A 21,085-nucleotide genomic window follows, 5' to 3' on the forward strand; every position below is an offset into this window, starting at 1 on the left:
GCCTGATCTGCTCCGTGACTACTGCTGTGTACTCTTTCAACTTGGGCCTCGCTAGGTGCGCGCATGCAGCCAGCGGCCTCCGCTACCTCGGCCCAGTCAGGAAAAACAAGAACGGACACTGGCGAAGACGGAAAGCGAAGCGCCGGAGCGTTGCGACGAATCTCAGGGTATAGGGAGATTTTCTGAACTTCATCGTAGGTGCGCGGCGCGCGCAAGACCGTGCGCTAGCGTACATAGCTGGCGCTTTGGCGGCGTGCGGGCAGAGAAAAAAGCGAGGCAGGCGGAAGAAAAATGCCTACAAGAAATGAATTACAGGCACCGCGCCAGTGATGACGCGGTGCAAGATTACAAAAAGAAAATGTTGCGCTGGTTTAAGCCGCGATGGCCAGCGGGTGGCGCGTCGCTTCCGCCAGCGCCATGCCGCCGTTCAACTGCCATGCGGCGCCATGGCCCAGGCGGCGCAGGCAGGCGGCCGCACGCGCGCTGCGGTTGCCGCTGCGGCAGAAAAACACGAGCGGACGCCGCGGCTCTTGCAGCCATGCTCCCACCTGGCCCGCCAGGCGGCTCAGCGGCACGCTGCGCACTTCACAGCCCTCGAATACCTGGCCGGCGCAAGCCGCGTGTTCATACGCTTCGCGCACGTCGACGAGGATGGCGTCCGGATGCTGGCGCAGGAAGGCCGGCAAGCCTGCCGCATCGAGCTGCAGTTCGGCGGCCGGCACGATGCCGTCCTGCACTGCGCGCACGGTGTTGCAGATGCTGCCATCGTTGCCCGCCGCACACAGCACGGTGTCGGGCGTCACCAGGCCGGCAGCGAGCAAGGGTGCGAGGGCTTGCGGCGCCAGGGAACCGGTGAAGGCATAGCGCTGCCCCAGCAGGTACACATGGGTCGCGCCGCACTCGATGCGGCGCAATCGCTGCTGGCCGAATGCCAGCTCGCCATCGATATCGACGCGGCCCACCTGTTCGATCTCGAGTTCCTGCAGCAGCGCCAGGCGCGCCGCGCCATGGTCGGTCGGCGCCGTCGTATGCACGATGGCGCGCAGGGCCAGGTGCTGGCAGCGGATGAAGGCGGCCAGGCGCGGCACCAGCGCGGCAGCGGGATCGATGACGACGCAACTGGCGCTGGCGGCGTCGCTGAGCACCCAGGTGCACTGGCCGTCAACGCTCAGCTGGATCACGCCGTCGTGCGGCGATGGCGCCAGCGCCGACGGCAGCAGGCAGCTGTGGCGCAGCGCCTCGCCGCAGCGGGCGATGCGGGCACAGGCGGCGGCGATGGTCGCCTCATCGACCAGGGGGCCGAACGACAGGCGGATGGCCGAACTGGCCCGCCATTGCGGCACATGCATCGCTTCCAGCACATAACTGGGCAGGGCCTTGGCGGCCGAACAGGCGCTGCCCGAGCTGACCCGCACGCGCGCCGCGTCGAACAGGTCCAGCAGTTCTTTCGAGGACAGGCCGGGCACGGAAAAATTGAGCGTGGTCGGCAGCGACAGCTCGAACGGCATGTTGAAGACGATGCCGGGGAATGCCTGCTCCAGGCTGGCCACCAGGCGCTCGCGGAAAGTGGCCAGTTCGGCGTGGCTGCGGAAGGTCGAGCCGTCTTCCAGCGCGGCCAGGACGGCGCCGAGGGCGGCGATGCCTGCCATGTTTTCCGTGCCCGAGCGCAGCCCCGCTTCCTGGCCACCACCCATCATCAGCGGCGTAAACGGCGCGCCGGCGCGCACGTACAGCATGCCGATGCCCTTCGGCGCGTACAGCTTGTGACCGGAAAACGGCGCGTAATCGATGCGCGTGGCGGCCAGATTGAGCTTCAGCTTGCCCAGCGCCTGCACGCAATCGACCATCCAGTACGCATCGGCGCCGCGCTCCTGCAGCAGCTGCGCGATGGCGGACAGGTCGCTGACGACGCCCGTTTCATTATTCGCCGCCATCGTGCACAGCATGGCCGTGTCGCCGACCAGGGCGCCCAGGGCTTGCAGATCGTGGCGCCCCTGCGCATCGACGGGCAGCTTGCGCAGTTCCAGGTTCAAGCCGAGCAGGCGGTTCCAGTGCGCCAGGCTTTCCGGCACGGCCTTGTGCTCGGTTGCGCCGTACAGCAGCAGGCTGCCGATGCGCTTGCCCGCATCGCGCCGTTCGCGCAGCGCGCACAGGGCCGACAGCACGGCCGTCTGGATGCCTTCCGTGGCGCCGCTGTTGAACATCAGACGGCCGTCGCCCGTTCCCAGCAGGCCGCTGGCGCGCCGGCGTACGCCATCCATCATGGCCTTGGCCTGCAACCCCGTGGCGTGGGTGCTGCTGGGATTGCCGTAGCCGTGCGCCATCGCCTGCGTGGCGGCGGCAACGGCGGCGGGCAGCACGCAGGTGGTGGCGTTACTGTCGAGGTAGATTTCTTTCATGATGGCAGTCCGGGCATTCTCTAAAAAAGGGCGCAGCGCAAGCGGCTGTAACGTATGGATAGTCTACCGGTGCGCTCCCGTGAAGATATGCCAAAAGACACTGCAACTACGGTAATATGCAGCATGTTCATGCTATAAAAATTGGAATAGTAAAATGAATTCACCAAATACGGCACTCGACAAGTTCGACTGCGCCATCCTGGCCGCCCTGCAGCAGGACGGCACCCTGTCGATCGCCGCCCTCAGCGAGAAGATCGGCCTGTCCAGCACGCCCTGCTGGAAGCGGGTCAAGCGGCTCGAGGAAGACGGCTACATCGAGAGCCGCGTGGCCATCGTCAACCGCCAAAAAGTCGGCTTGCCCGTGACCGTGTTTGTCAGCGTGCGCACGGGCCAGCACGATGAAAAATGGCTGCGCCGCTTTGCCGCCGCCGTCATCGTGCTGCCCGAAGTGCAGGAGTTTCACCGCATGAGCGGCGACATCGACTACCTGCTGAAAGTCGTCACCACCGACATCAAGGGCTATGACACCTTCTATAAAAAGCTCATCAAGGCCGTGCAGCTGACGGGCGTGTCGTCGGCCTTTTCCATGGAACAAATCAAGTGCAGCACGGAATTGCCGCTGGAATTGATCGCCCATGGCTTGCCGGCCTGACGCGTTTCCGGGTGCCACCACGATGCATGAAAAACAGACATGATTGCCTGTTTTTCACGTTGCCGCAATGCAACATACATTAACAAAGAGCAGCCATGGCGCGGCATGGCGCCAGGCCCGGCCGGTATACTGCCTGTTTGCCTGCCCGCCTTTCTGCCGATTGCGCAGGCCATCCTCCAAGGTCTTCCATGTCTCTGCTCCGCCGCCTCTCCATCCAGAAAAAACTGCTGTTCAGCATGGGCTTGTGCCTGCTGCTGTTCATGGCGATTTCCTCGTTCCTCAGCGTGCGCATGAGCAGCGATTACGTGCGCGAGCGCGTCGTCAGCCAGGAACTGCCGGCGCAGGTGGGCGAAATCCGCAACGACGTGCTGCGCCAGATCAGCCAGCCCCTGTCCGTCGTGCAGACGATGGCCAACGACGTCTACCTGCAAGACTGGGAAGACGCGGGCTTGCCCGACAGCGGCATCGCCACCTTCCAGCGCTATGCCAAGGCCGTGAAAGAAAAGAACAAGGCGGCCTCGATCAACTGGGCCTCGGCCAGCACGGGCAAGTATTTCACCACGGATGGCTTGCTGCGCACCCTGGACAAGAACCAGGCCGCCGACCAGTGGTTCTATGGCTTGCTGGCCGGCGACAAGGCTTACACGCTCGATATCGACAAGGCGGAAAATTCGAACGACCTCATGCTGTATCTGAACGCCCGTGGCCAGACGGCGGGCGGCAAGCAGATCGCCGCCGGACTGGGGCTGTCCATCAATGCGCTGGCCGACACCATCCGCGGCTACAAGATCGGCCAGACCGGCTATGTCTACCTGGCGCGCGCCAACGGCGTGCTGCTGGTGCACCGCGACACGGCGCTGGCCGATGGCAAGCACCAGTTGAAAGACTTGCCCGGCTTTGACGACGCCTTGAGCAAGACGCTGCTGACCGGTAACAAATACGCCTACGCCACCTACGCTGCACCCGCCGGCCGCCAGTTCATCGCCGCCTCTTTCGTGCCGGAATTGAATCTGTACGTGCTGGCCGAAGTGCCGGAAGCGGAAGTGCTGGGCAATGTCACGCGCTCGGCGCTGATCGCCGCGCTGGTCGCCGGCCTCGTGGGTGGCGGCATCGCCCTCGCCATCATCTACGCCATCAGCCGCGCCATTGCCGCGCCCGTCGCGCGGGCGGCCGACATGCTGGGTGAAATCGCCAGCGGCAATGGCGACCTGAGCCGCCGCATGCTGGTCGAATCGGAAGATGAAGTCGGTGCACTGGCTTCCGCCTTCAACCGCTTCGTCGCGTCGCTGAACGTGACGATACGCGAAGTTCGCGACAGTACAGGGGCGATTGCCAGCGCATCGAGCCAGATCGCGTCGGGCAACCTGGACCTGTCGGCGCGTACGGAAGCCCAGGCCTCAAGCCTGGAAGAAACGGCGGCGGCCATGGAAGAATTGACGTCGACCGTGAAACAGAACGCGGACAATGCGCGGCAGGCGAACCAGCTGGTGGTGTCCGCCTCGAGCCACGCCGTCAAGGGCGGCGAGGTGGTGGGACAAGTGGTGCAGACGATGGGCGCCATTACGGAAAGTTCGCGCAAGATCGCGGACATTATCGGCGTGATCGACGGTATTGCGTTCCAAACCAATATCCTGGCCTTGAACGCGGCCGTCGAGGCGGCCCGTGCCGGAGAGCAGGGCCGTGGCTTTGCCGTGGTGGCGACGGAAGTGCGCAACCTGGCGCAGCGCTCGGCCGCGGCGGCCCGGGAAATCAAGGACTTGATCGTCGACTCGGGCAGCAAGGTGGAAGCCGGTAGCAAGCTGGTCGATTCAGCCGGCGCCACCATGCAGGACATCGTCGTTTCCGTGCAGCGCGTGGCCGACCTGATGGGAGAGATCGCCTCGGCCAGCCAGGAGCAAAGCCAGGGCATCGCGCAAGTCAACGCCACCGTCACGCAGATGGATGATGCGACCCAGCAAAACGCCGCACTGGTGGAGGAAGCGGCCGCGGCAGCCCAGTCCCTGCAGGATCAGGCGGGCCGGCTGGCGCAGGTGGTCAGCGTCTTCAAACTGGAGGAATCGGGCCATGCGGCGGCGCATCCTGCGCTGACCAGCCAGCCCGCGCTGCCCAAGCCTGTTCGCCCAGCGATGGCCAGGACACCGGCAGCGGCCGCGCGCCCGAAAGCGCCGGCCAGCGATGCGTGGGAAGAGTTTTAAGCCGATTAAAGGGCCGGCGACTTCACGCTGGCCGCCTGCTTGAAGAAGTCATGGATGCCGCTTTCGCTCATGCGGCGCGCATTCGCCAGCTCGCCGCCCTTGGTGGCGTACAGCACCTGGTTGTTGTCGCTGGAAACCAGGACGGCGGCCGGGATGCCTTTCTTGAGCGGATTGCCATAGGCTTGCGCCACGTCCAGGTTATGGTCGAAATTGCCGACATCAACCTTGACGACCTTGAATTCCTGCTGCATCAGCTGTGCATTTTTCCCTTCCTTCAGGGCCTTGTCGAGCGCGCGGCAATCCTCGCACCAGTTGGCGCCAAAGATCAGCAGCACGGGCACATGGGCCGCCTTGGCCTCGGCCAGCGCGCGGGCCACGTCGGCCTTGGCGTCTGCCGCCGCGTTGTAGGGCAAATGCGGCGTGGCGGCAGGCGCGGCGGTAGGTGTCGGGGCGGCGGCAACGGCGGCGCCGGCGAACAGCAGGCTGGCGAAGAGGATGGAAAGACGCATGCAGGACTCCTGAGAGAAGATCGTGAGGCCAGCTGAACAGGCGCCAGCGGGCGTGATTGCCTAGAATATGCCTGCTTGTCAGAAATATCCACCATTTAATTGCACTGTGCTTATGCGGAAAACGTATAAGCAATCCCGAGGAGACGCGACGTGCGCCTGCAAGATACCCTGCCCCCGCCCCTGTCGGGCGCCGCGCGCATGCTGCGCAGCGCCTATCCCGGCGGCATGCCCGACGCGGCGTATTTCCCCATGCTGGCCCTGCTGTATGAACACTTTTCCGACCGCAACCTGGCCCAGCTGGTGGCCGCCGTCACGGGCAAGGATGAGGCAAGGGTCGGCAATGACATCCATGCCTGCGCCAGCAGCAAACCGGAACCGGCCGCCATCGCCGCCGTCAGGAGCCTGCTGGAACGGCACGGCTTGCAGGCCGTCTGTGCAGAGGATGAGTGAGCGCAGGCAGCGAAACAGCACGCATGGGATAATATCGGGCTCACACTGAGCAACGCGGCCCGAACGCGCCCGCCCCACCATGACGACTTCTTTCCTGGCACGCTGGCTGCCGCAACCGAACAATGGCAGCCGCCGCGAACAATTGCGCGCCTGCGCGGGCGCCATCTGCGGCCTGCTGCTCACTGGTCTCATCTGCCATTTCCTGCTGGCCCCGAATAGCGCCAGCGTCTACCTGATCGCGCCCATGGGCGCTTCCGCCGTCCTGCTGTTCTGCCTGCCGGCCAGTCCGCTGGCGCAACCATGGTCGGTGGTGGGAGGCAATGTCGTCTCGGGCCTGGTGGGCGTGGCTTGCGTCAAATGGCTGGGACCCAGCGTGGGCGTGGCGGCGCTGGCCGCCTGCCTGGCCATCGGCGCCATGTTCGCGCTGCGCTGCCTGCATCCGCCCGGCGGCGCCGTGGCGCTCACCACCGTCGTGGGCGGCGCCAGCGTGCATGCGGCCGGCTTTGAATTCGTCTTCATCACCGTGCTGTTCAATTCGGCCGTGCTGGTCGCCTGCGCCGTGCTGTACAACAACCTGACGGGACGCCGCTACCCGCACACCCAGCAGCTGGCAACGCCGCATCCGCACGCCACCAAGGATGACGTGCCCAGCAACCGCCTGGGCTTTTCGCCGGACGACCTCGACGCCGTGCTGCGCCAGCACAGCGAAGTGCTCGACATCAGCCGCGACGATTTGCAGGCCATCTTCCTGCAAACGGAGATGCGCGCCTACCAGCGCCGCTTCGACGTCGTCACCTGCGCCGACATCATGTCGAAGGACGTGCTCAGCGTGGAATTCGGCACGCCGCTCGATGCCGCCTGGCGCACCATGCGCGAGCATCAGGTGGGCGCCCTGCCCGTGCTGAACCGGGCCCGTCGCGTCATCGGCATCATCACGCAGACGGATTTCCTGCGCCATGGCGGACTCGACGATTATCAGGGCATGCGCCAGCGCCTGCGCAGCCTGCTGCAGCGCAGCGGCCTCAGCCACAGCGACAAGCCGGAAGTGGTGGGGCAACTGATGACGCCGTCACCGCATACGGCCCGCCTTGGCACGCCCATCATCGACCTGGTGCCCCTGATGGCCGACGCCGGCTACCACCACATTCCCATCGTCGATGAGGAAGACCGCCTGGCCGGCATCATCAGCCAGTCCGACCTGATGGCGGCCCTGTACGAAAGCCGCTTTGCCGAGGCCGTGGCATGACGCCATTCCAGGCCCTGCTGACTGGCCCCGAGGGCGGTTCGGCCGGCACGCCCGTCAGCGCGCATTTCTTCGGCAACCAGCTGGTCATCGACGCGCCCGGTCACAGCGTCGATATCGCGCAACTGGTCGTCAGCGTCGGCGGCGTCGATGGGCCCGAGCTGTTCCTGAACTGGCTCGACGGACAAGGCCGGCAAGCGGCGCTCAAGCCGCTGGGAGCAAGCGCCATCGCCACCGTCTTGCAGGAAGCGCCGGCCGCGCTGCAGCCGCAATTGCAGCGCCTGTGGGGCGAGCGCCAGCGCAACCGCCGGCAGGTGTCTGGCTGGCTGGCAGGCTTGACGGGCGCGGCCGTCGCCGCCACGGCATTGCTGTGGTGGCAGGGCGGCCATGCCATCGGCGTGCTGGCGGGATGGATTCCGCTGTCGACGGAAAAGCAGCTGGGCGAACTGGCCCTGGCGCAAGTGCGCGCCCAGGGTGGCATCGTCGAGAGCGGTGCGGCGCAGCACACCGTGCAGGAAATCGGCCAGAAGCTGACGGCCGGCTCGCGCTACCAGTACCGCTGGCTGGTCAGGAACGATGACAGTGTCAATGCGTTCGCCATGCCCGGCGGCATCATCGTCGTGCATACAGGCTTGCTGCGCCAGGCGGCCGACCCCGGCGAACTGGCCGGCGTGCTCGCGCATGAAGTACAGCATGTGGAACAACGCCATTCGCTGCGGCAAATGATCAGCAGCCTGGGCTGGGGCGCGCTGGTGGGCGTCACCATCGGCGACATCAGCGCCGTGGCCGCCATGCTGGCGCACCAGGCCGGCACCTTGTATTTCAGCCGCGACATGGAGGAAGAAGCAGACCGGCTGGGCCTGCACGCCTTGCAGCGCGCGCATATCCGCCCCGACGGCATGCTGACGTTTTTCCAGACACTCGGCGACAAGGAACAGGACAAGGCTGCCGCGCCGGGCTGGCTCTCGTCGCATCCGCAAACGGCCACGCGCGCGCAGAAGATCCGCAGCCTGATCGCCGCCACGCCCTGCGCCGCCTGCCTGCCCTTGCAAAGCGGCAGCTGGCAGCAGATGAAAGCGGCCTTGCCGGCCAGCGTCAAATAGTCGCGCCTGCGCGACACAGAAGTAGCGGCTTCTGCCCAAGATAAATTATCCAAACGAGCCGGGCAATGGCGTATGCTTACGCCCCGGCTGCTCCTCCGCGACCGGCCATCCCGACCTCGCTACGCCTCCGTTCATTCTCCTCCTTACAAAGGACATCGCGCATGAAGCATCGTTTTGCCGCCGGCACCCTCGGCACCCTGGCCGTCTCCCTGTTACTCGCCTACGCGCCCATCGCGCACGCAGCCCAAGCCGCTGCCAAGGCAACCGTCGCGCCAGCCGTCAGCGCGCCCAAGGCCAGGCAGCAGCTGCAAGTGCTGGCCGACCAGTACTACGATGCGCTGGCCCGTTTCGAGCCGATCAACGCCACCGAGAGCGGCGACAACCGTTTTGATGACCAGCTGGGCTCGGCCATCGTGCCTGCCGCGCGCGCCAAACAATTTGCGCTGTACCGCCAGTACCAGAAGACCCTGCGCGCCATCGCGCGCCAGCAGCTGTCGCACCAGGACCAGATCAACTACGATATCCTCGACTATGAACTGGCCACGGCGCTGAGCTTCGAGCGTTTCCCCGAGTACCTGCTGCCGCTGAACCAGATGGACAGCATGCCCGTCACCCTGGCCAATTATGCGGGCGGCGAGGCATCGCAGCCTTTGACCACGGTCAAGGAGTATGACGCTTACCTGAGCCGTATCGGCCAATTGCCGGGCTGGATAGACCAGGCCATCGCCAACATGCGCGTCGGCATGCAAAAAGGCATCGTGCTGCCGAAGGCGCTGACGGAATCGGCACTGCCGCAATTCAAGAAGCTCGTCAGCGCCACGCCGCAGGCCAGCGTCTATTACACACCGATCAAGAACTTGCCGGCCGGGTTTTCCGACGCCGACAAGGCGCGCCTGACGCAAACCTACACCGTCATCATCGAGGCCAAGCTGATGCCGGCCCTGCAGCGCCTGGCCACGTTCATGGAACAGGATTACCTGCCAGCCAGCCGCAACAGCAGCGGCTGGAGCGCCCTGCCCGATGGCGCAGCCTGGTACCAGGCGCGCGTGGCCAGCAGCACCACGACGGACCTGAAGCCGGAACAGATCCACGCCATCGGCCTGAAGGAAGTGGCGCGCATCCAGGAACAGTATGCGATCGTGGGTCCGAAGATGGGCTACAACGGCCCGGCCGCCGGCTTGCCCGTGTGGGTCTCGGAACAGGCGAAATACCGTCCGTTCAAGACGGACCAGGAAGTGCTCGACGTCTACCGCAAGATGAACGTGCTGCTCGACAGCAAATTGCCGGCCCTGTTCACGCTGGTGCCGAAGGCGCCGCTGGACTTGCGCCTGGAGCCTGAGCTGAGCCGCGACACGGCGGCCGACCACTACACGGCGCCGGCCGCCGACGGTTCGCGGCCCGGCGTGTTCTGGTCTGTCGTCACCGATCCGAAACTGTATGGCGACACGGGCATGACGACGCTGTTCCTGCATGAAGGCAAGCCAGGCCACCATTTCCACCTGGCGCTGGTGCAAGAGATGGACTTGCCGAACTTCCGCCGCTTCGGCGGCAACAATGCCTTCACGGAAGGCTGGGCCCTGTACGCGGAAACCCTGGGCAAGGAAATGGGCCTGTTCGACGATCCGGCGCAATATTTCGGCCACTTGAACGACGAGATGCTGCGCGCCGTGCGCCTGGTGGTCGACACGGGGCTGCACACCAAAGGCTGGACGCGCGAGCAGACGATCAAGTACATGCGCGATACCCTCGGCTATGACGCCGTGGCGAAAAGCGAAACGGAACGCTACATGGCCTGGCCCGGCCAGGCGCTGGGATACAAGATCGGCTCGCTGAAGATCGTCGAACTGCGCCAGCGCGCGCAACAGGCGCTGGGTGACAAGTTCAGCCTGCCGAAGTTCCATGAAGTCGTGCTCAGCGACGGCACCCTGCCCCTGAAGCTGCTGGAAGCCAAGGTCGACCTGTGGATCGCGCAGCAGAAATAAGACGCGGCGCCTGAAGGCAAAACGGCAGCTCCTTGACGGGGCTGCCGTTTTTTTTCGTCTGCGCGTTGAGGGTTACACCAGCAGCGCCGCGCTCATCGAGCGCACTTCCTCGGCCGATTCGGCCAGGATGCTTTGCAGGGTGTCATTGTCGATAATGAAGTCGATCACGGAATCGGATGGCGTGAGCATTTCCACAAACGTCACCTGCAGCGGCGAAGGCACGGGCGACAGTTGCTTAGCCAGCAATAAAGTATCGAGCAGGGAGTCGGGCGGGATCGACAGCAAGCCATCGCGCAAGCCTTCGATGGCCTCGCTGACGGCTTGCGGTATCAGCAGCTTCTTCATGACTTCGCGGGAAATGATTTCCTCGGCCGATTCCATCCAGTGATCGGCATCGTCGTCGAGCAAGCCAGGAAATTCATCGGCGCGCGACAGGAGATAGAAACCGCCCACCTCATGCACGATGCCGGCGAACAGGGCCGTATCGGGATCGACGTTGGTGACGCGGTGGGCGATCACGTGCGCCAGCGCCGCCACATGCGCCGTGTGCTCCCACAGCTGGGTCGCCTTCTGGCGCAGCACCGGATCGATGATCTTGCTGCCGAACTGGCGCACCACCATGGCTGCCACCAGCGCGTACAGATTGCGGTAACCCATGCGCATGACGGCCGCGCGCACGCTGGTGACGGGCGGCGCATCGCCGCGGCTATACACGGCCGAATTGGCCAGCGCGACCGTACGCGCCGCCAGCAGGGGCTCGGCCAGCACCAGCTTGATGGCGTGATCGATATGGCAATCCGGCTCGGCCAATGCCAGCTGTAATTGCAAGGCGGAATTCACGCTGGTGGGAAACGTCAATTCTCCGCGCACCGCCTGGGAAACGATCAAACCGAACGCCTGTAATTTATTCATCATACGATCAATCCGCCTCAGCTATTATTCTAGAAAACAATTCCACGTTATAGCAGAAATTGATTACCAGGCCCGGTCATTAGAAAATCAGCGGCAAACCATTCGCCTGCAACACCCCATCCGTCCGGGCCAATGCGCCCAGGGCCAATTCATCGCCGATGACAAACAACTTCGGCTGCTGCAATACCTGCAGCAGGAATGGCTGCTCCTCGCGCAGGCGGCGCCGATAATCGGCCAGCGTATATAAGTTGGGATTGATTTTACGCCGCAAGGTTCGCTCGGCCGGGGCCAATCCCGTCAATAGATCGCCGTAATTGGCTTCCTCGCCCACCAGCAGCAGATCGACGGCGCTGCCCGGCATATCCTGCCCCTTCGCCGTGGCGCCATACACGAATGCCAGGTGCAGTTGCGCGCGCAGGGGCGCCAGGGTCGTACTGAGCACGCTGACGAGGCCGAAAGTCTTCTGCACCAGTCCGCTCAACTCGGGATACACGAGGCTTTCCTTGTTAGGCCAGAAGCGCCGCACATTGCCGATGCGCTCGGACGTGATAAGGCCGGACTCGTGCAAGCGGCGCAGTTCCCGCTGCGCCGAAGCGCTGCCCAGCCCCGTCAGGCGCATGATCTCATTCAAATGAAAGCCTTCATTCACACGGACAAAGAGCAATCCCAGCAGTTTTTGCTGGGCGGGAGTAAACAGGGCTTGGGCAATCATGCGCCAAATCTTAGCATGAATAAACTGGAAATTAGCGCGGCCTGCGCGATAGGCGACGGCGCTGCAACAGTGCTGTTCCGCAGCCGTCACAGCTCAATGATGGCGTGGGCAGCGGCGCGTGTCGTGATCGTGCGCGCCCTGCCGGGCACTCGATGTGCATGCCCAATCTCGTCGATATTTAATCAATGGCATTCAGCATTCATCACGCCGCGATTGCCCCGCATTCAATCATGGCAATACAAGTCGCGTCGTTTACCCGATATCAAATTCGGAATGCATGGCGCCGTTTTAAATAACATGGACACCGGGTTTCATATTCCGCCCCAAATTGATACATGCCGTTTGAGTATCGGCATACCGATTCGTGTCGCATGAATTAAAAGGCGAAAAAAAACGGCACCCGAAGGTGCCGTTCTTGTCAGCTAGCAGCGCAGATTACGCTTCGTCGCCGTGGTGTTGCTGGATTTCGATGTCTTGCAGCGCTTCGGCAGCTTCGCCAGCCAGCGAGGCTTTCTCGGCCAGCAGCAGGGCTTGACGCTCTTCCACTTCCCACGCTTCTTTCTCTTTGCGTGCGCGGTGGAAGGCCAGGCCCGTACCGCCAGGAATCAGACGGCCGACGATGACGTTCTCTTTCAGGCCGCGCAGACCATCGCGCTTGCCCATGATCGCCGCTTCGGTCAGCACGCGGGTGGTTTCCTGGAACGATGCGGCCGAGATGAACGAATCGGTCGATAGCGATGCCTTGGTAATACCCAGCAAGACGTTTTCGTAGGTCGCTGGAATCTTGTTCTCAACGGCCATGCGATCGTTCTCGTCCAGCAGTTCCGAACGCTCTACCTGCTCGCCAACGATGTAGTTGGTGTCGCCGGCATTGACGATCTGTACGCGGCGCAGCATCTGACGCACGATCACTTCGATGTGCTTGTCATTGATCTTCACGCCTTGCAGACGGTACACGTCCTGCACTTCGTCGACGATGTAACGTGCCAGCGCTTCGATACCCAGCAGGCGCAGGATGTCTTGCGGATCGGCCGGGCCGTCCACGATCATCTCGCCCTTGTTCACGACTTGGCCGTCATGCACCAGCACTTGTTTGTCCTTGGTGATCAAGAACTCATGCTTGTTGCCATCCATGTCCGTGATTTCCAGACGCTGCTTGCCCTTGGTTTCTTTACCGAACGCAACCGTACCCGTGACTTCCGCCAGCATACCGGCATCTTTCGGCGAGCGCGCTTCGAACAGTTCCGCAACGCGTGGCAGACCACCGGTAATATCGCGCGTTTTTTGCGATTCGGTAGGAATACGTGCCAGCACTTCACCAACCGATACCTGTTGACCGTCTTTCACCATGATCAGCGCGCCGACCTGGAAGCCGATCGCCACCGAGTGTTCGGTGCCGGCGATCTTGACTTCTTCGTTCGCGTCGTTGATCAGCTTGACTTGCGGACGCAGGGTCTTGGTCAGCGAACCGCGACGCTTCGCATCGATCGCCACCAGGGTGGACAGACCGGTCACTTCGTCGACCTGACGGGCCACGGTGACGCCTTCTTCGACGTTCTCGAAACGCACTTGACCGGCGTATTCGGTAATGATCGGACGGGTCAGCGGATCCCACGTTGCCAGGGCCGTACCGGCCTTGATGACCATGCCGTCCTTGACGATCAGGGTCGCACCGTACGGTACTTTATGACGCTCACGCTCACGGCCATGGTCGTCGGTGATCAGCACTTCGCCGGAACGGGAAATGACGATTTGCGCGCCCTTGCCGTTCGTCACGTAACGCATGGTTGCCGTGAAGCGGATGGTACCGTTCGACTTGGCTTCCACCGACGATGCCACTGCCGCACGCGATGCCGCACCACCAATGTGGAACGTACGCATGGTCAGCTGGGTACCCGGCTCACCAATCGACTGCGCTGCCACCACACCGACGGCTTCGCCGGCGTTGACCAGCATGCCGCGGCCCAGGTCGCGGCCATAGCACTTGGCGCACAGGCCGAAGCGCGTGTCGCAAGTCAGTGGCGTGCGGACCTTGACTTCATCGATGGACAGACGCTCGATCTCTTCGACCATGTCTTCGTCCATCAGGGTGCCGGCTTCGTACAGCGTTTCCTGGGTTTCAGGATTGACGACGTCATGCACCACCACGCGGCCGAGGATACGGTCGCGCAACGGTTCGATGACTTCACCACCTTCGACCAGTGCCTTCATGACGGCGCCGTTCATGGTGCCGCAATCGTCCTCGATCACCACCAGATCTTGCGTCACGTCAACCAGACGACGCGTCAGGTAACCGGAGTTAGCCGTTTTCAGCGCCGTATCGGCCAGACCTTTACGTGCACCGTGGGTCGAAATGAAGTACTGCAAAACGTTCAGACCTTCGCGGAAGTTCGCGGTAATCGGCGTTTCGATAATCGAGCCATCCGGCTTCGCCATCAGACCACGCATACCGGCCAACTGACGAATCTGGGCTGCGGAACCGCGCGCGCCGGAGTCGGCCATCATGTAAATGGCGTTGAACGATTCTTGCGTCGACTTGGTGCCGTCGCGGCGGATCACGTCTTCGACTTTGAGCTGGTCCATCATGGCCTTGCCGACTTCATCGGAGGTCTTGCCCCAGATATCGACGACCTTGTTGTAACGCTCGCCGGCGGTCACGAGACCCGAGGCGTATTGCTGTTCGATCTGCTTGACTTCCGACTCGGCCGTCGCGATCAGCGTGACTTTTTGCGGCGGTACCAGCATGTCGTCGACGCAGATCGAGATACCGGCGCGTGTCGCCAGGCGGAAACCCGATTGCATCAGTTTGTCTGCGAACACCACGGTGGCGCGCAGGCCGCACTTGCGGAACGACGTGTTGATCAGCTTGGAAATTTCTTTCTTTTTCAGCGCGCGGTTCAGCACCGAGAAAGGCAGGCCCTTAGGCAGGATTTCCGACAGGATCGCACGGCCGATCGTCGTTTCGTAGCGGGTAACCGTTTTCTCGAATTCGCCCGTTTCGGCGTTTTTCGGGTATTCGGTAATACGCACGGTGACGCGGGTCGTCAGTTCGACTTCCTTGTTGTCGTAGGCGCGGATCACTTCCGACACGTCAGGGAACATCATCCCTTCGTTCTTCGCATTGATCGCTTCGCGGGTCGCGTAGTACAGACCCAGCACGATATCCTGCGACGGCACGATCGACGGTTCGCCGTTCGATGGGAACAGGATGTTGTTCGATGCCAGCATCAGGGTGCGTGCTTCCATCTGCGCTTCAATCGACAGAGGAACGTGGACCGCCATTTGGTCACCGTCAAAGTCGGCGTTGAATGCGGCGCAGACGAGCGGATGCAGCTGGATGGCCTTGCCTTCAATCAGGACGGGCTCGAAAGCCTGGATACCCAGGCGGTGCAGCGTAGGTGCGCGGTTCAACATGATCGGATGTTCACGGATCACGTCTTCCAGGATGTCCCACACGACCGGCTCTTGAATCTCGACCAGCTTTTTAGCGGCCTTGATCGTGGTCGCCAGACCCATCAGTTCCAGTTTATTGAAAATGAATGGTTTGAACAGTTCCAGCGCCATCAGTTTCGGCAAGCCGCACTGATGCAGTTTCAATTGCGGGCCCACGACGATGACCGAACGACCGGAGTAATCGACGCGTTTGCCCAGCAAGTTTTGACGGAAACGGCCGCCCTTGCCCTTGATCATTTCTGCCAGCGATTTCAGCGGACGCTTGTTGGCGCCGGTCATCGCTTTGCCGCGACGGCCGTTGTCCAGCAGCGAATCGACCGCTTCTTGCAGCATGCGCTTTTCGTTGCGCGTGATGATCTCTGGAGCGCGCAGCTCCATCAGGCGTTTCAGACGGTTGTTACGGTTGATGACGCGGCGATACAGATCGTTCAGATCCGAGGTCGCGAAACGGCCACCATCCAGCGGTACCAGCGGACGCAGTTCCGGCGGCAGCACTGGCAGCACTTCCATGATCATCCAGTCAGGCTTGATGCCCGAACGTTGGAACGCTTCCAGCACTTTCAGGCGCTTCGCGTATTTCTTGATCTTGGCTTCGGATTTCGATTCCTTCAGTTCCACGCGCAGGGTTTCGGCATCGCGGTGGATGTCGATCGAGCGCAGCAGTTCACGGATACCTTCGGCGCCCATGAAGGCGGTGAAGTCGTCGCCGTACTCTTCGTACTTGGCGGCGTAGTCGTCTTCCGACATGATCTGGCACTTCTTCAGCGGGGTCATGCCTGGATCGGTCACGACGTATGCTTCAAAGTACAGCACGCGTTCGATGTCCCGCAGGGTCATGTCCAGGACCATGCCCAGACGCGACGGCAGCGATTTCAGGAACCAGATGTGCGCGGTTGGCGAGGCCAGCTCGATGTGACCCATGCGCTCGCGGCGCACCTTGGCCAGCGTGACTTCGACGCCGCACTTTTCGCAGATCACGCCGCGGTGTTTCAGGCGCTTGTACTTGCCGCACAGGCATTCGTAGTCCTTGATCGGGCCAAAGATCTTGGCGCAGAACAGGCCGTCGCGCTCAGGCTTGAAGGTACGGTAGTTGATGGTTTCCGGCTTTTTGACTTCGCCGTAGGACCACGAACGGATTTTCTCAGGCGAAGCGAGACCGATCTTGATTGCATCGAAGGTCTCGTTGGTCTGTACTTGCTTGAATAGATCGAGCAGTGCTTTCATGTATCACTCCAGAGGTGATTAAATTTCTATATTCCTGAGACTACATTGCCCGGCATGGTTTCCCAGCCGGGCTTTGTGTTTCCCAAACCAAATGACAGGTGGCTGTCGTTTAGTTGCGTTCGAGGTCGATATCGATACCGAGCGAACGGATTTCCTTGACCAGCACGTTGAACGATTCCGGCATGCCGGCGTCGATCACGTGGTCGCCCTTGACGAGGTTTTCGTACACTTTGGTACGGCCATTCACGTCATCGGACTTGACGGTCAACATCTCTTGCAAGACATACGACGCGCCATACGCTTCCAGTGCCCAGACTTCCATCTCACCGAAACGCTGACCACCGAACTGGGCTTTACCGCCCAGTGGCTGTTGCGTCACCAGCGAGTAAGGACCGGTCGAACGCGCATGCATCTTGTCATCGACCAAGTGATGCAGTTTCAGCATGTGCATGACGCCGACGGTGACCTTGCGCTCGAACGCTTCACCGGTGCGACCGTCATACATGGTCACCTGGTTTTTCGACGCGGTCATGCCCAGGTTCTTGGCGATGTCGTCCGGATACGCCAGGTCCAGCATGCGGCGGATCTCTTCTTCATTGGCACCGTCGAACACTGGCGTGGCGAATGGAACACCTTTTTTCAGGTTTTCCGCCAGCTTCATGATCTCTTCGTCGTCGAAGTCGTTCAGCTCTTCAGCACGGCCGTTATCGTTGTAGATCGTCGTCAGGTACTTGCGCACTTGCTCGACCTTGGTTTGCGCCTTCAGCATTTCGCCGATGCGGATACCCAGACCCTTGGCAGCCCAGCCCAAGTGAGTCTCGAGAATCTGACCAACGTTCATCCGCGAAGGAACGCCCAGCGGGTTCAGCACAACGTCGGCTGGCGTGCCGTCGGCCATGTATGGCATGTCTTCCACAGGAACAATACGGGAAACCACACCCTTGTTACCGTGGCGACCCGCCATCTTGTCGCCCGACTGCAGGCGGCGTTTCACGGCCAGGTACACCTTGACCATTTTTTGCACGCCTGGTTGCAGCTCATCGCCTTGCGTCAGTTTCTTGCGCTTCTCTTCGAAGGCCAGATCGAACTGGTGACGCTTCTCATTGATCGATTCCTTGATCGCTTCCAGCGCTACCGCCGCATCGTCGTCCGCAGGGCGGATGTCGAACCAGTGGTATTTGTCCAGATCGGCCAGGTAATCCTTGGTGATCTTGGCGCCTTTGGCCAGCTTTTTAGGGCCGCCGTTGACGACTTTGCCGATCAGCATTTTTTCCAGACGCTGGAAGGCATCGCCTTCCACGATACGCATCTGGTCGTTCAAATCCAGACGGAAGCGTTTCAGTTCGTCATCGATAATTTGCTGGGCACGCTTGTCGCGCACGATGCCTTCACGGGTGAAGACTTGCACGTCGATCACGGTACCGATCATGCCCGAAGGCACGCGCAGCGAAGTGTCTTTCACGTCCGATGCTTTTTCGCCGAAAATCGCGCGCAGCAGCTTCTCTTCCGGGGTCAGCTGGGTTTCGCCCTTAGGCGTCACTTTACCGACCAGGGTGTCGCCAGCCTGCACTTCAGCGCCGATGTAGACGATACCGGACTCATCCAGACGTGCCAGCTGATTTTCAGCCAGGTTCGAGATGTCGCGCGTAATTTCTTCCGCGCCCAGTTTCGTGTCACGGGCCACCACCGACAACTCTTCGATGTGAATCGAGGTGTAGCGGTCGTCCTTGACGACGTTTTCCGAGATCAGGATCGAATCCTCGAAGTTCAGACCATTCCATGGCATGAAGGCCACGGTCATGTTCTGGCCCAGAGCCAATTCACCCAGGTCGGTCGATGCGCCGTCGGCGATCACGTCGCGCTTGGCGACACGGTCGCCCACTTGCACGATAGGACGCTGGTTGATGTTGGTGTTCTGGTTCGAACGGGTGTACTTGATCAGGTTGTAGATGTCGACGCCCACTTCACCAGCTTGCGCTTCGTCATCGTTGACGCGAATCACGACACGGCCCGCATCGATGTAATCGACGATACCGCCACGCAGGGCTTGCACGGTGGTGCCCGAGTCGACCGCAACGGTGCGTTCGATACCGGTACCGACCAGCGCTTTTTCCGGACGCAAGCAAGGCACAGCCTGGCGTTGCATGTTGGCGCCCATCAATGCACGGTTTGCATCATCGTGTTCGAGGAACGGAATCAGCGAGGCAGCGACGGAAACGATCTGGCCCGGCGCCACGTCCATGTACTGGATGCGCTCTGGGGATACCAGGATGGTTTCGCCGGCTTCACGGGCCGAGACCAGTTCATCGGACAGCATGCCTTCGTCGTTGATGGTCGCATTCGCCTGAGCGATGATGTAGCGGCCTTCTTCGATGGCGGACAGATAGTCGATCTGATCGGTAATCTTGGAGCCTTCGACCTTGCGGTACGGGGTTTCCAGGAAGCCGTATTCATTCAGGCGGGCATACAGAGCCAGCGAGTTGATCAGACCAATGTTCGGACCTTCCGGTGTCTCGATCGGGCAGACGCGGCCGTAGTGGGTCGGATGCACGTCGCGCACTTCAAAGCCGGCGCGTTCGCGTGTCAGACCGCCGGGTCCCAGAGCCGATACGCGGCGCTTGTGGGTAATTTCCGACAGAGGATTGGTTTGGTCCATGAACTGCGACAGCTGGGACGAACCGAAGAACTCGCGAATCGCGGCCGAAATCGGCTTCGAGTTGATCAGGTCGTGCGGCATCAGGTTGTCCGCTTCGGCTTGGCCGAGGCGTTCCTTGACGGCGCGCTCAACACGCACCAGGCCGGCGCGGAATTGATTCTCAGCCAGTTCGCCCACGCAACGTACGCGACGGTTACCCAGGTGATCGATATCGTCGACTTCGCCGCGGCCATTGCGCAGTTCCACCAGGATCTTGATCACGGCCAGCACGTCTTCGTTCGACAAGGTCATGGCGCCCGTCAGTTCATCGCGGCCAATGCGGCGGTTGAACTTCATGCGGCCCACGGCCGACAGGTCGTAGCGGTCCGAGTTGTAGAACAGGCCGTTGAACAGCGCTTCAACGGAGTCTTCCGTTGGCGGTTCGCCTGGACGCATCATGCGGTAGATCGCCACTTTCGCGGCCATCTGGTCGGCGGTGTCGTCGATACGCAGGGTTTGCGAGATGTAGGCGCCCTGATCCAGGTCGTTCGTGTACAACGTTTGGATTTCGGAAATGTTGGCATCGCGCAAACGACCCAGCAAGTCTTCGGTCAGCTCATCGTTCGCGGAAGCGACGACTTCGCCGGTGTCGCCATCGACGATGTTCTTCGCCAATACGCGGCCCAGCAGGTAGTCTTCCGGTACGGAAATGTGCTTGATGCCGGCAGCTTCGATATCACGCACGTGCTTGGCGTTGATACGCTTGTCTTTCAGGACCAGGGTCTTGCCCGACTTGTCGACGATGTCGAAACGCGCAACTTCACCGCGCAGGCGCTCGGCAACGAATTCCATTTCCGCGCCTTCGGAGCGCAGGTTGAAATTGTCGAAGACAAAGAAGTTGGCCAGGATTTGCTCGTGCGACATGCCGATTGCCTTGAGCAAAATCGTCACAGGCATCTTGCGGCGGCGGTCGACGCGGAAGAACAGGATGTCCTTCGGGTCGAACTCGAAGTCCAGCCACGAACCGCGGTAAGGAATGATACGCGCGGAGAACAGCAGCTTGCCCGACGAGTGGGTCTTGCCGCGGTCGTGCTCGAAGAACACGCCAGGCGAACGGTGCAGCTGGGAAACGATAACCCGCTCAGTGCCGTTGATCACGAACGAACCGGTGGTCGTCATGAGCGGCAATTCGCCCATGTAGACTTCCTGTTCCTTCATTTCCTTGACGACTGGCTTGGTTGGCGATTCCTTGTCCAGGATCACCAGGCGCACTTTCGCGCGCAGCGGCGACGCGAACGTCAGGCCACGTTGTTGACATTCTTTGACGTCAAAGGCAGGATCGCCCAGAACGTACGACAAGAATTCGAGACGCGCAAAACCATTGTGCGAAACGATAGGGAAAATCGAGGTGAAAGCCGACTGCAGGCCATCATTCTTGCGGCCGGACGGTGCTATGTCCTCTTGCAAGAAGCTATGATAAGACTCGAGCTGGGTCGCCAGCAGGAACGGAACGTGGTGAACGTTGGCGCGCTTCGCGAATGATTTGCGAATGCGTTTCTTCTCAGTAAATGAGTAGTGCATGGACACTCCGTGAGTGACAGAAAGGATAGAAAATT

General features: G+C 61.6%; 13 protein-coding genes. 7 read left to right on the top strand and 6 right to left on the bottom strand.

The annotated features are described in order from the left end of the window. Positions 1-371: 371 nt before the first annotated feature. Entirely contained in the window at positions 372-2,399 is a 2,028-nt protein-coding gene (locus AC1RDJ_RS08665) for an aminotransferase class V-fold PLP-dependent enzyme (protein WP_071325688.1), read from the bottom strand. A gap of 154 nt (positions 2,400-2,553) precedes the next feature. On the opposite strand from AC1RDJ_RS08665, the gene AC1RDJ_RS08670 reads away from it, so the two are divergent. Beyond that, positions 2,554-3,051: an Lrp/AsnC family transcriptional regulator gene (locus AC1RDJ_RS08670; RefSeq protein WP_071325689.1), complete on the top strand. Its 498-nt coding sequence runs from the start codon at positions 2,554-2,556 to the stop codon at positions 3,049-3,051. Between the two features lie 188 nt (positions 3,052-3,239). Then, complete coding sequence (locus tag AC1RDJ_RS08675) at positions 3,240-5,246, top strand: methyl-accepting chemotaxis protein (protein WP_493027228.1); 2,007 nt, start codon at positions 3,240-3,242, stop codon at positions 5,244-5,246. A 5-nt stretch (positions 5,247-5,251) separates the two neighbouring features. Here AC1RDJ_RS08675 and AC1RDJ_RS08680 read toward each other — a convergent pair whose 3' ends face one another. After that, entirely contained in the window at positions 5,252-5,755 is a 504-nt protein-coding gene (locus AC1RDJ_RS08680; RefSeq protein ID WP_083412038.1) for a thioredoxin family protein, read from the bottom strand. 150 nt (positions 5,756-5,905) lie between these two features. On the opposite strand from AC1RDJ_RS08680, the gene AC1RDJ_RS08685 reads away from it, so the two are divergent. The 4 genes from AC1RDJ_RS08685 (at position 5,906) to AC1RDJ_RS08700 (ending at position 10,533) form a co-directional block, all read left to right on the top strand. Further along, positions 5,906-6,205 (top strand): DUF3349 domain-containing protein, encoded by a 300-nt coding sequence (locus AC1RDJ_RS08685; RefSeq protein ID WP_493027229.1) that lies wholly within the window; start codon positions 5,906-5,908, stop codon positions 6,203-6,205. 79 nt (positions 6,206-6,284) lie between these two features. Next, entirely contained in the window at positions 6,285-7,451 is a 1,167-nt protein-coding gene (locus AC1RDJ_RS08690) for an HPP family protein (protein WP_493027230.1), read from the top strand. Beyond that, entirely contained in the window at positions 7,448-8,551 is a 1,104-nt protein-coding gene (locus tag AC1RDJ_RS08695; protein WP_071325693.1) for a M48 family metallopeptidase, read from the top strand. Before AC1RDJ_RS08690 ends, AC1RDJ_RS08695 begins: the two co-directional genes overlap by 4 nt. A 161-nt stretch (positions 8,552-8,712) precedes the next feature. Further along, a complete protein-coding gene (locus AC1RDJ_RS08700; protein ID WP_493027231.1) occupies positions 8,713-10,533 on the top strand; it encodes a DUF885 domain-containing protein in 1,821 nt (606 codons plus the stop codon). Between the two features lie 72 nt (positions 10,534-10,605). Here the strand turns inward: AC1RDJ_RS08700 and AC1RDJ_RS08705 are convergent, their stop codons facing one another. Together AC1RDJ_RS08705 and AC1RDJ_RS08710 are read right to left on the bottom strand one after the other, a co-directional pair. Further along, a complete protein-coding gene (locus AC1RDJ_RS08705; protein ID WP_493027409.1) occupies positions 10,606-11,445 on the bottom strand; it encodes an HDOD domain-containing protein in 840 nt (279 codons plus the stop codon). A 79-nt stretch (positions 11,446-11,524) separates the two neighbouring features. Continuing rightward, complete coding sequence (locus AC1RDJ_RS08710; RefSeq protein WP_493027232.1) at positions 11,525-12,157, bottom strand: ArsR family transcriptional regulator; 633 nt, start codon at positions 12,155-12,157, stop codon at positions 11,525-11,527. A gap of 15 nt (positions 12,158-12,172) precedes the next feature. Between AC1RDJ_RS08710 and AC1RDJ_RS08715 the strand changes: the two genes are divergently transcribed. After that, positions 12,173-12,532 carry a hypothetical protein gene (locus AC1RDJ_RS08715; RefSeq protein ID WP_493027233.1) on the top strand — a complete coding sequence of 120 codons (360 nt, stop codon included), beginning with the start codon at positions 12,173-12,175 and terminating at the stop codon, positions 12,530-12,532. 60 nt (positions 12,533-12,592) lie between these two features. Here the strand turns inward: AC1RDJ_RS08715 and rpoC are convergent, their stop codons facing one another. Together rpoC and rpoB are read right to left on the bottom strand one after the other, a co-directional pair. After that, the gene (gene rpoC / locus AC1RDJ_RS08720) at positions 12,593-16,834 is read right to left on the bottom strand and encodes a DNA-directed RNA polymerase subunit beta' (RefSeq protein WP_071325697.1); all 4,242 of its coding nucleotides are present in this window, start codon (positions 16,832-16,834) and stop codon (positions 12,593-12,595) included. Between the two features lie 109 nt (positions 16,835-16,943). Next, positions 16,944-21,050 (bottom strand): DNA-directed RNA polymerase subunit beta, encoded by a 4,107-nt coding sequence (rpoB, locus tag AC1RDJ_RS08725; RefSeq protein WP_071325698.1) that lies wholly within the window; start codon positions 21,048-21,050, stop codon positions 16,944-16,946. Positions 21,051-21,085: the final 35 nt, after the last annotated feature.

Source organism: Janthinobacterium sp. GW822-FHT07H10 (assembly GCF_058798675.1).

Excerpts from the sequence above, each read along its gene's own strand:
- AC1RDJ_RS08675 (WP_493027228.1), top strand. The coding sequence starts at position 3,240 with ATGTCTCTGCTCCGCCGCCTCTCCATCCAGAAAAAACTGCTGTTCAGC.
- AC1RDJ_RS08695 (WP_071325693.1), top strand. The coding sequence starts at position 7,448 with ATGACGCCATTCCAGGCCCTGCTGACTGGCCCCGAGGGCGGTTCGGCC.
- AC1RDJ_RS08670 (WP_071325689.1), top strand. The coding sequence starts at position 2,554 with ATGAATTCACCAAATACGGCACTCGACAAGTTCGACTGCGCCATCCTG.
- AC1RDJ_RS08700 (WP_493027231.1), top strand. The coding sequence starts at position 8,713 with ATGAAGCATCGTTTTGCCGCCGGCACCCTCGGCACCCTGGCCGTCTCC.
- AC1RDJ_RS08690 (WP_493027230.1), top strand. The coding sequence starts at position 6,285 with ATGACGACTTCTTTCCTGGCACGCTGGCTGCCGCAACCGAACAATGGC.
- rpoC (WP_071325697.1), bottom strand. The coding sequence starts at position 16,834 with ATGAAAGCACTGCTCGATCTATTCAAGCAAGTACAGACCAACGAGACC.
- AC1RDJ_RS08665 (WP_071325688.1), bottom strand. The coding sequence starts at position 2,399 with ATGAAAGAAATCTACCTCGACAGTAACGCCACCACCTGCGTGCTGCCC.
- rpoB (WP_071325698.1), bottom strand. The coding sequence starts at position 21,050 with ATGCACTACTCATTTACTGAGAAGAAACGCATTCGCAAATCATTCGCG.
- AC1RDJ_RS08715 (WP_493027233.1), top strand. The coding sequence starts at position 12,173 with ATGAATAAACTGGAAATTAGCGCGGCCTGCGCGATAGGCGACGGCGCT.
- AC1RDJ_RS08705 (WP_493027409.1), bottom strand. The coding sequence starts at position 11,445 with ATGAATAAATTACAGGCGTTCGGTTTGATCGTTTCCCAGGCGGTGCGC.
- AC1RDJ_RS08710 (WP_493027232.1), bottom strand. The coding sequence starts at position 12,157 with ATGATTGCCCAAGCCCTGTTTACTCCCGCCCAGCAAAAACTGCTGGGA.
- AC1RDJ_RS08680 (WP_083412038.1), bottom strand. The coding sequence starts at position 5,755 with ATGCGTCTTTCCATCCTCTTCGCCAGCCTGCTGTTCGCCGGCGCCGCC.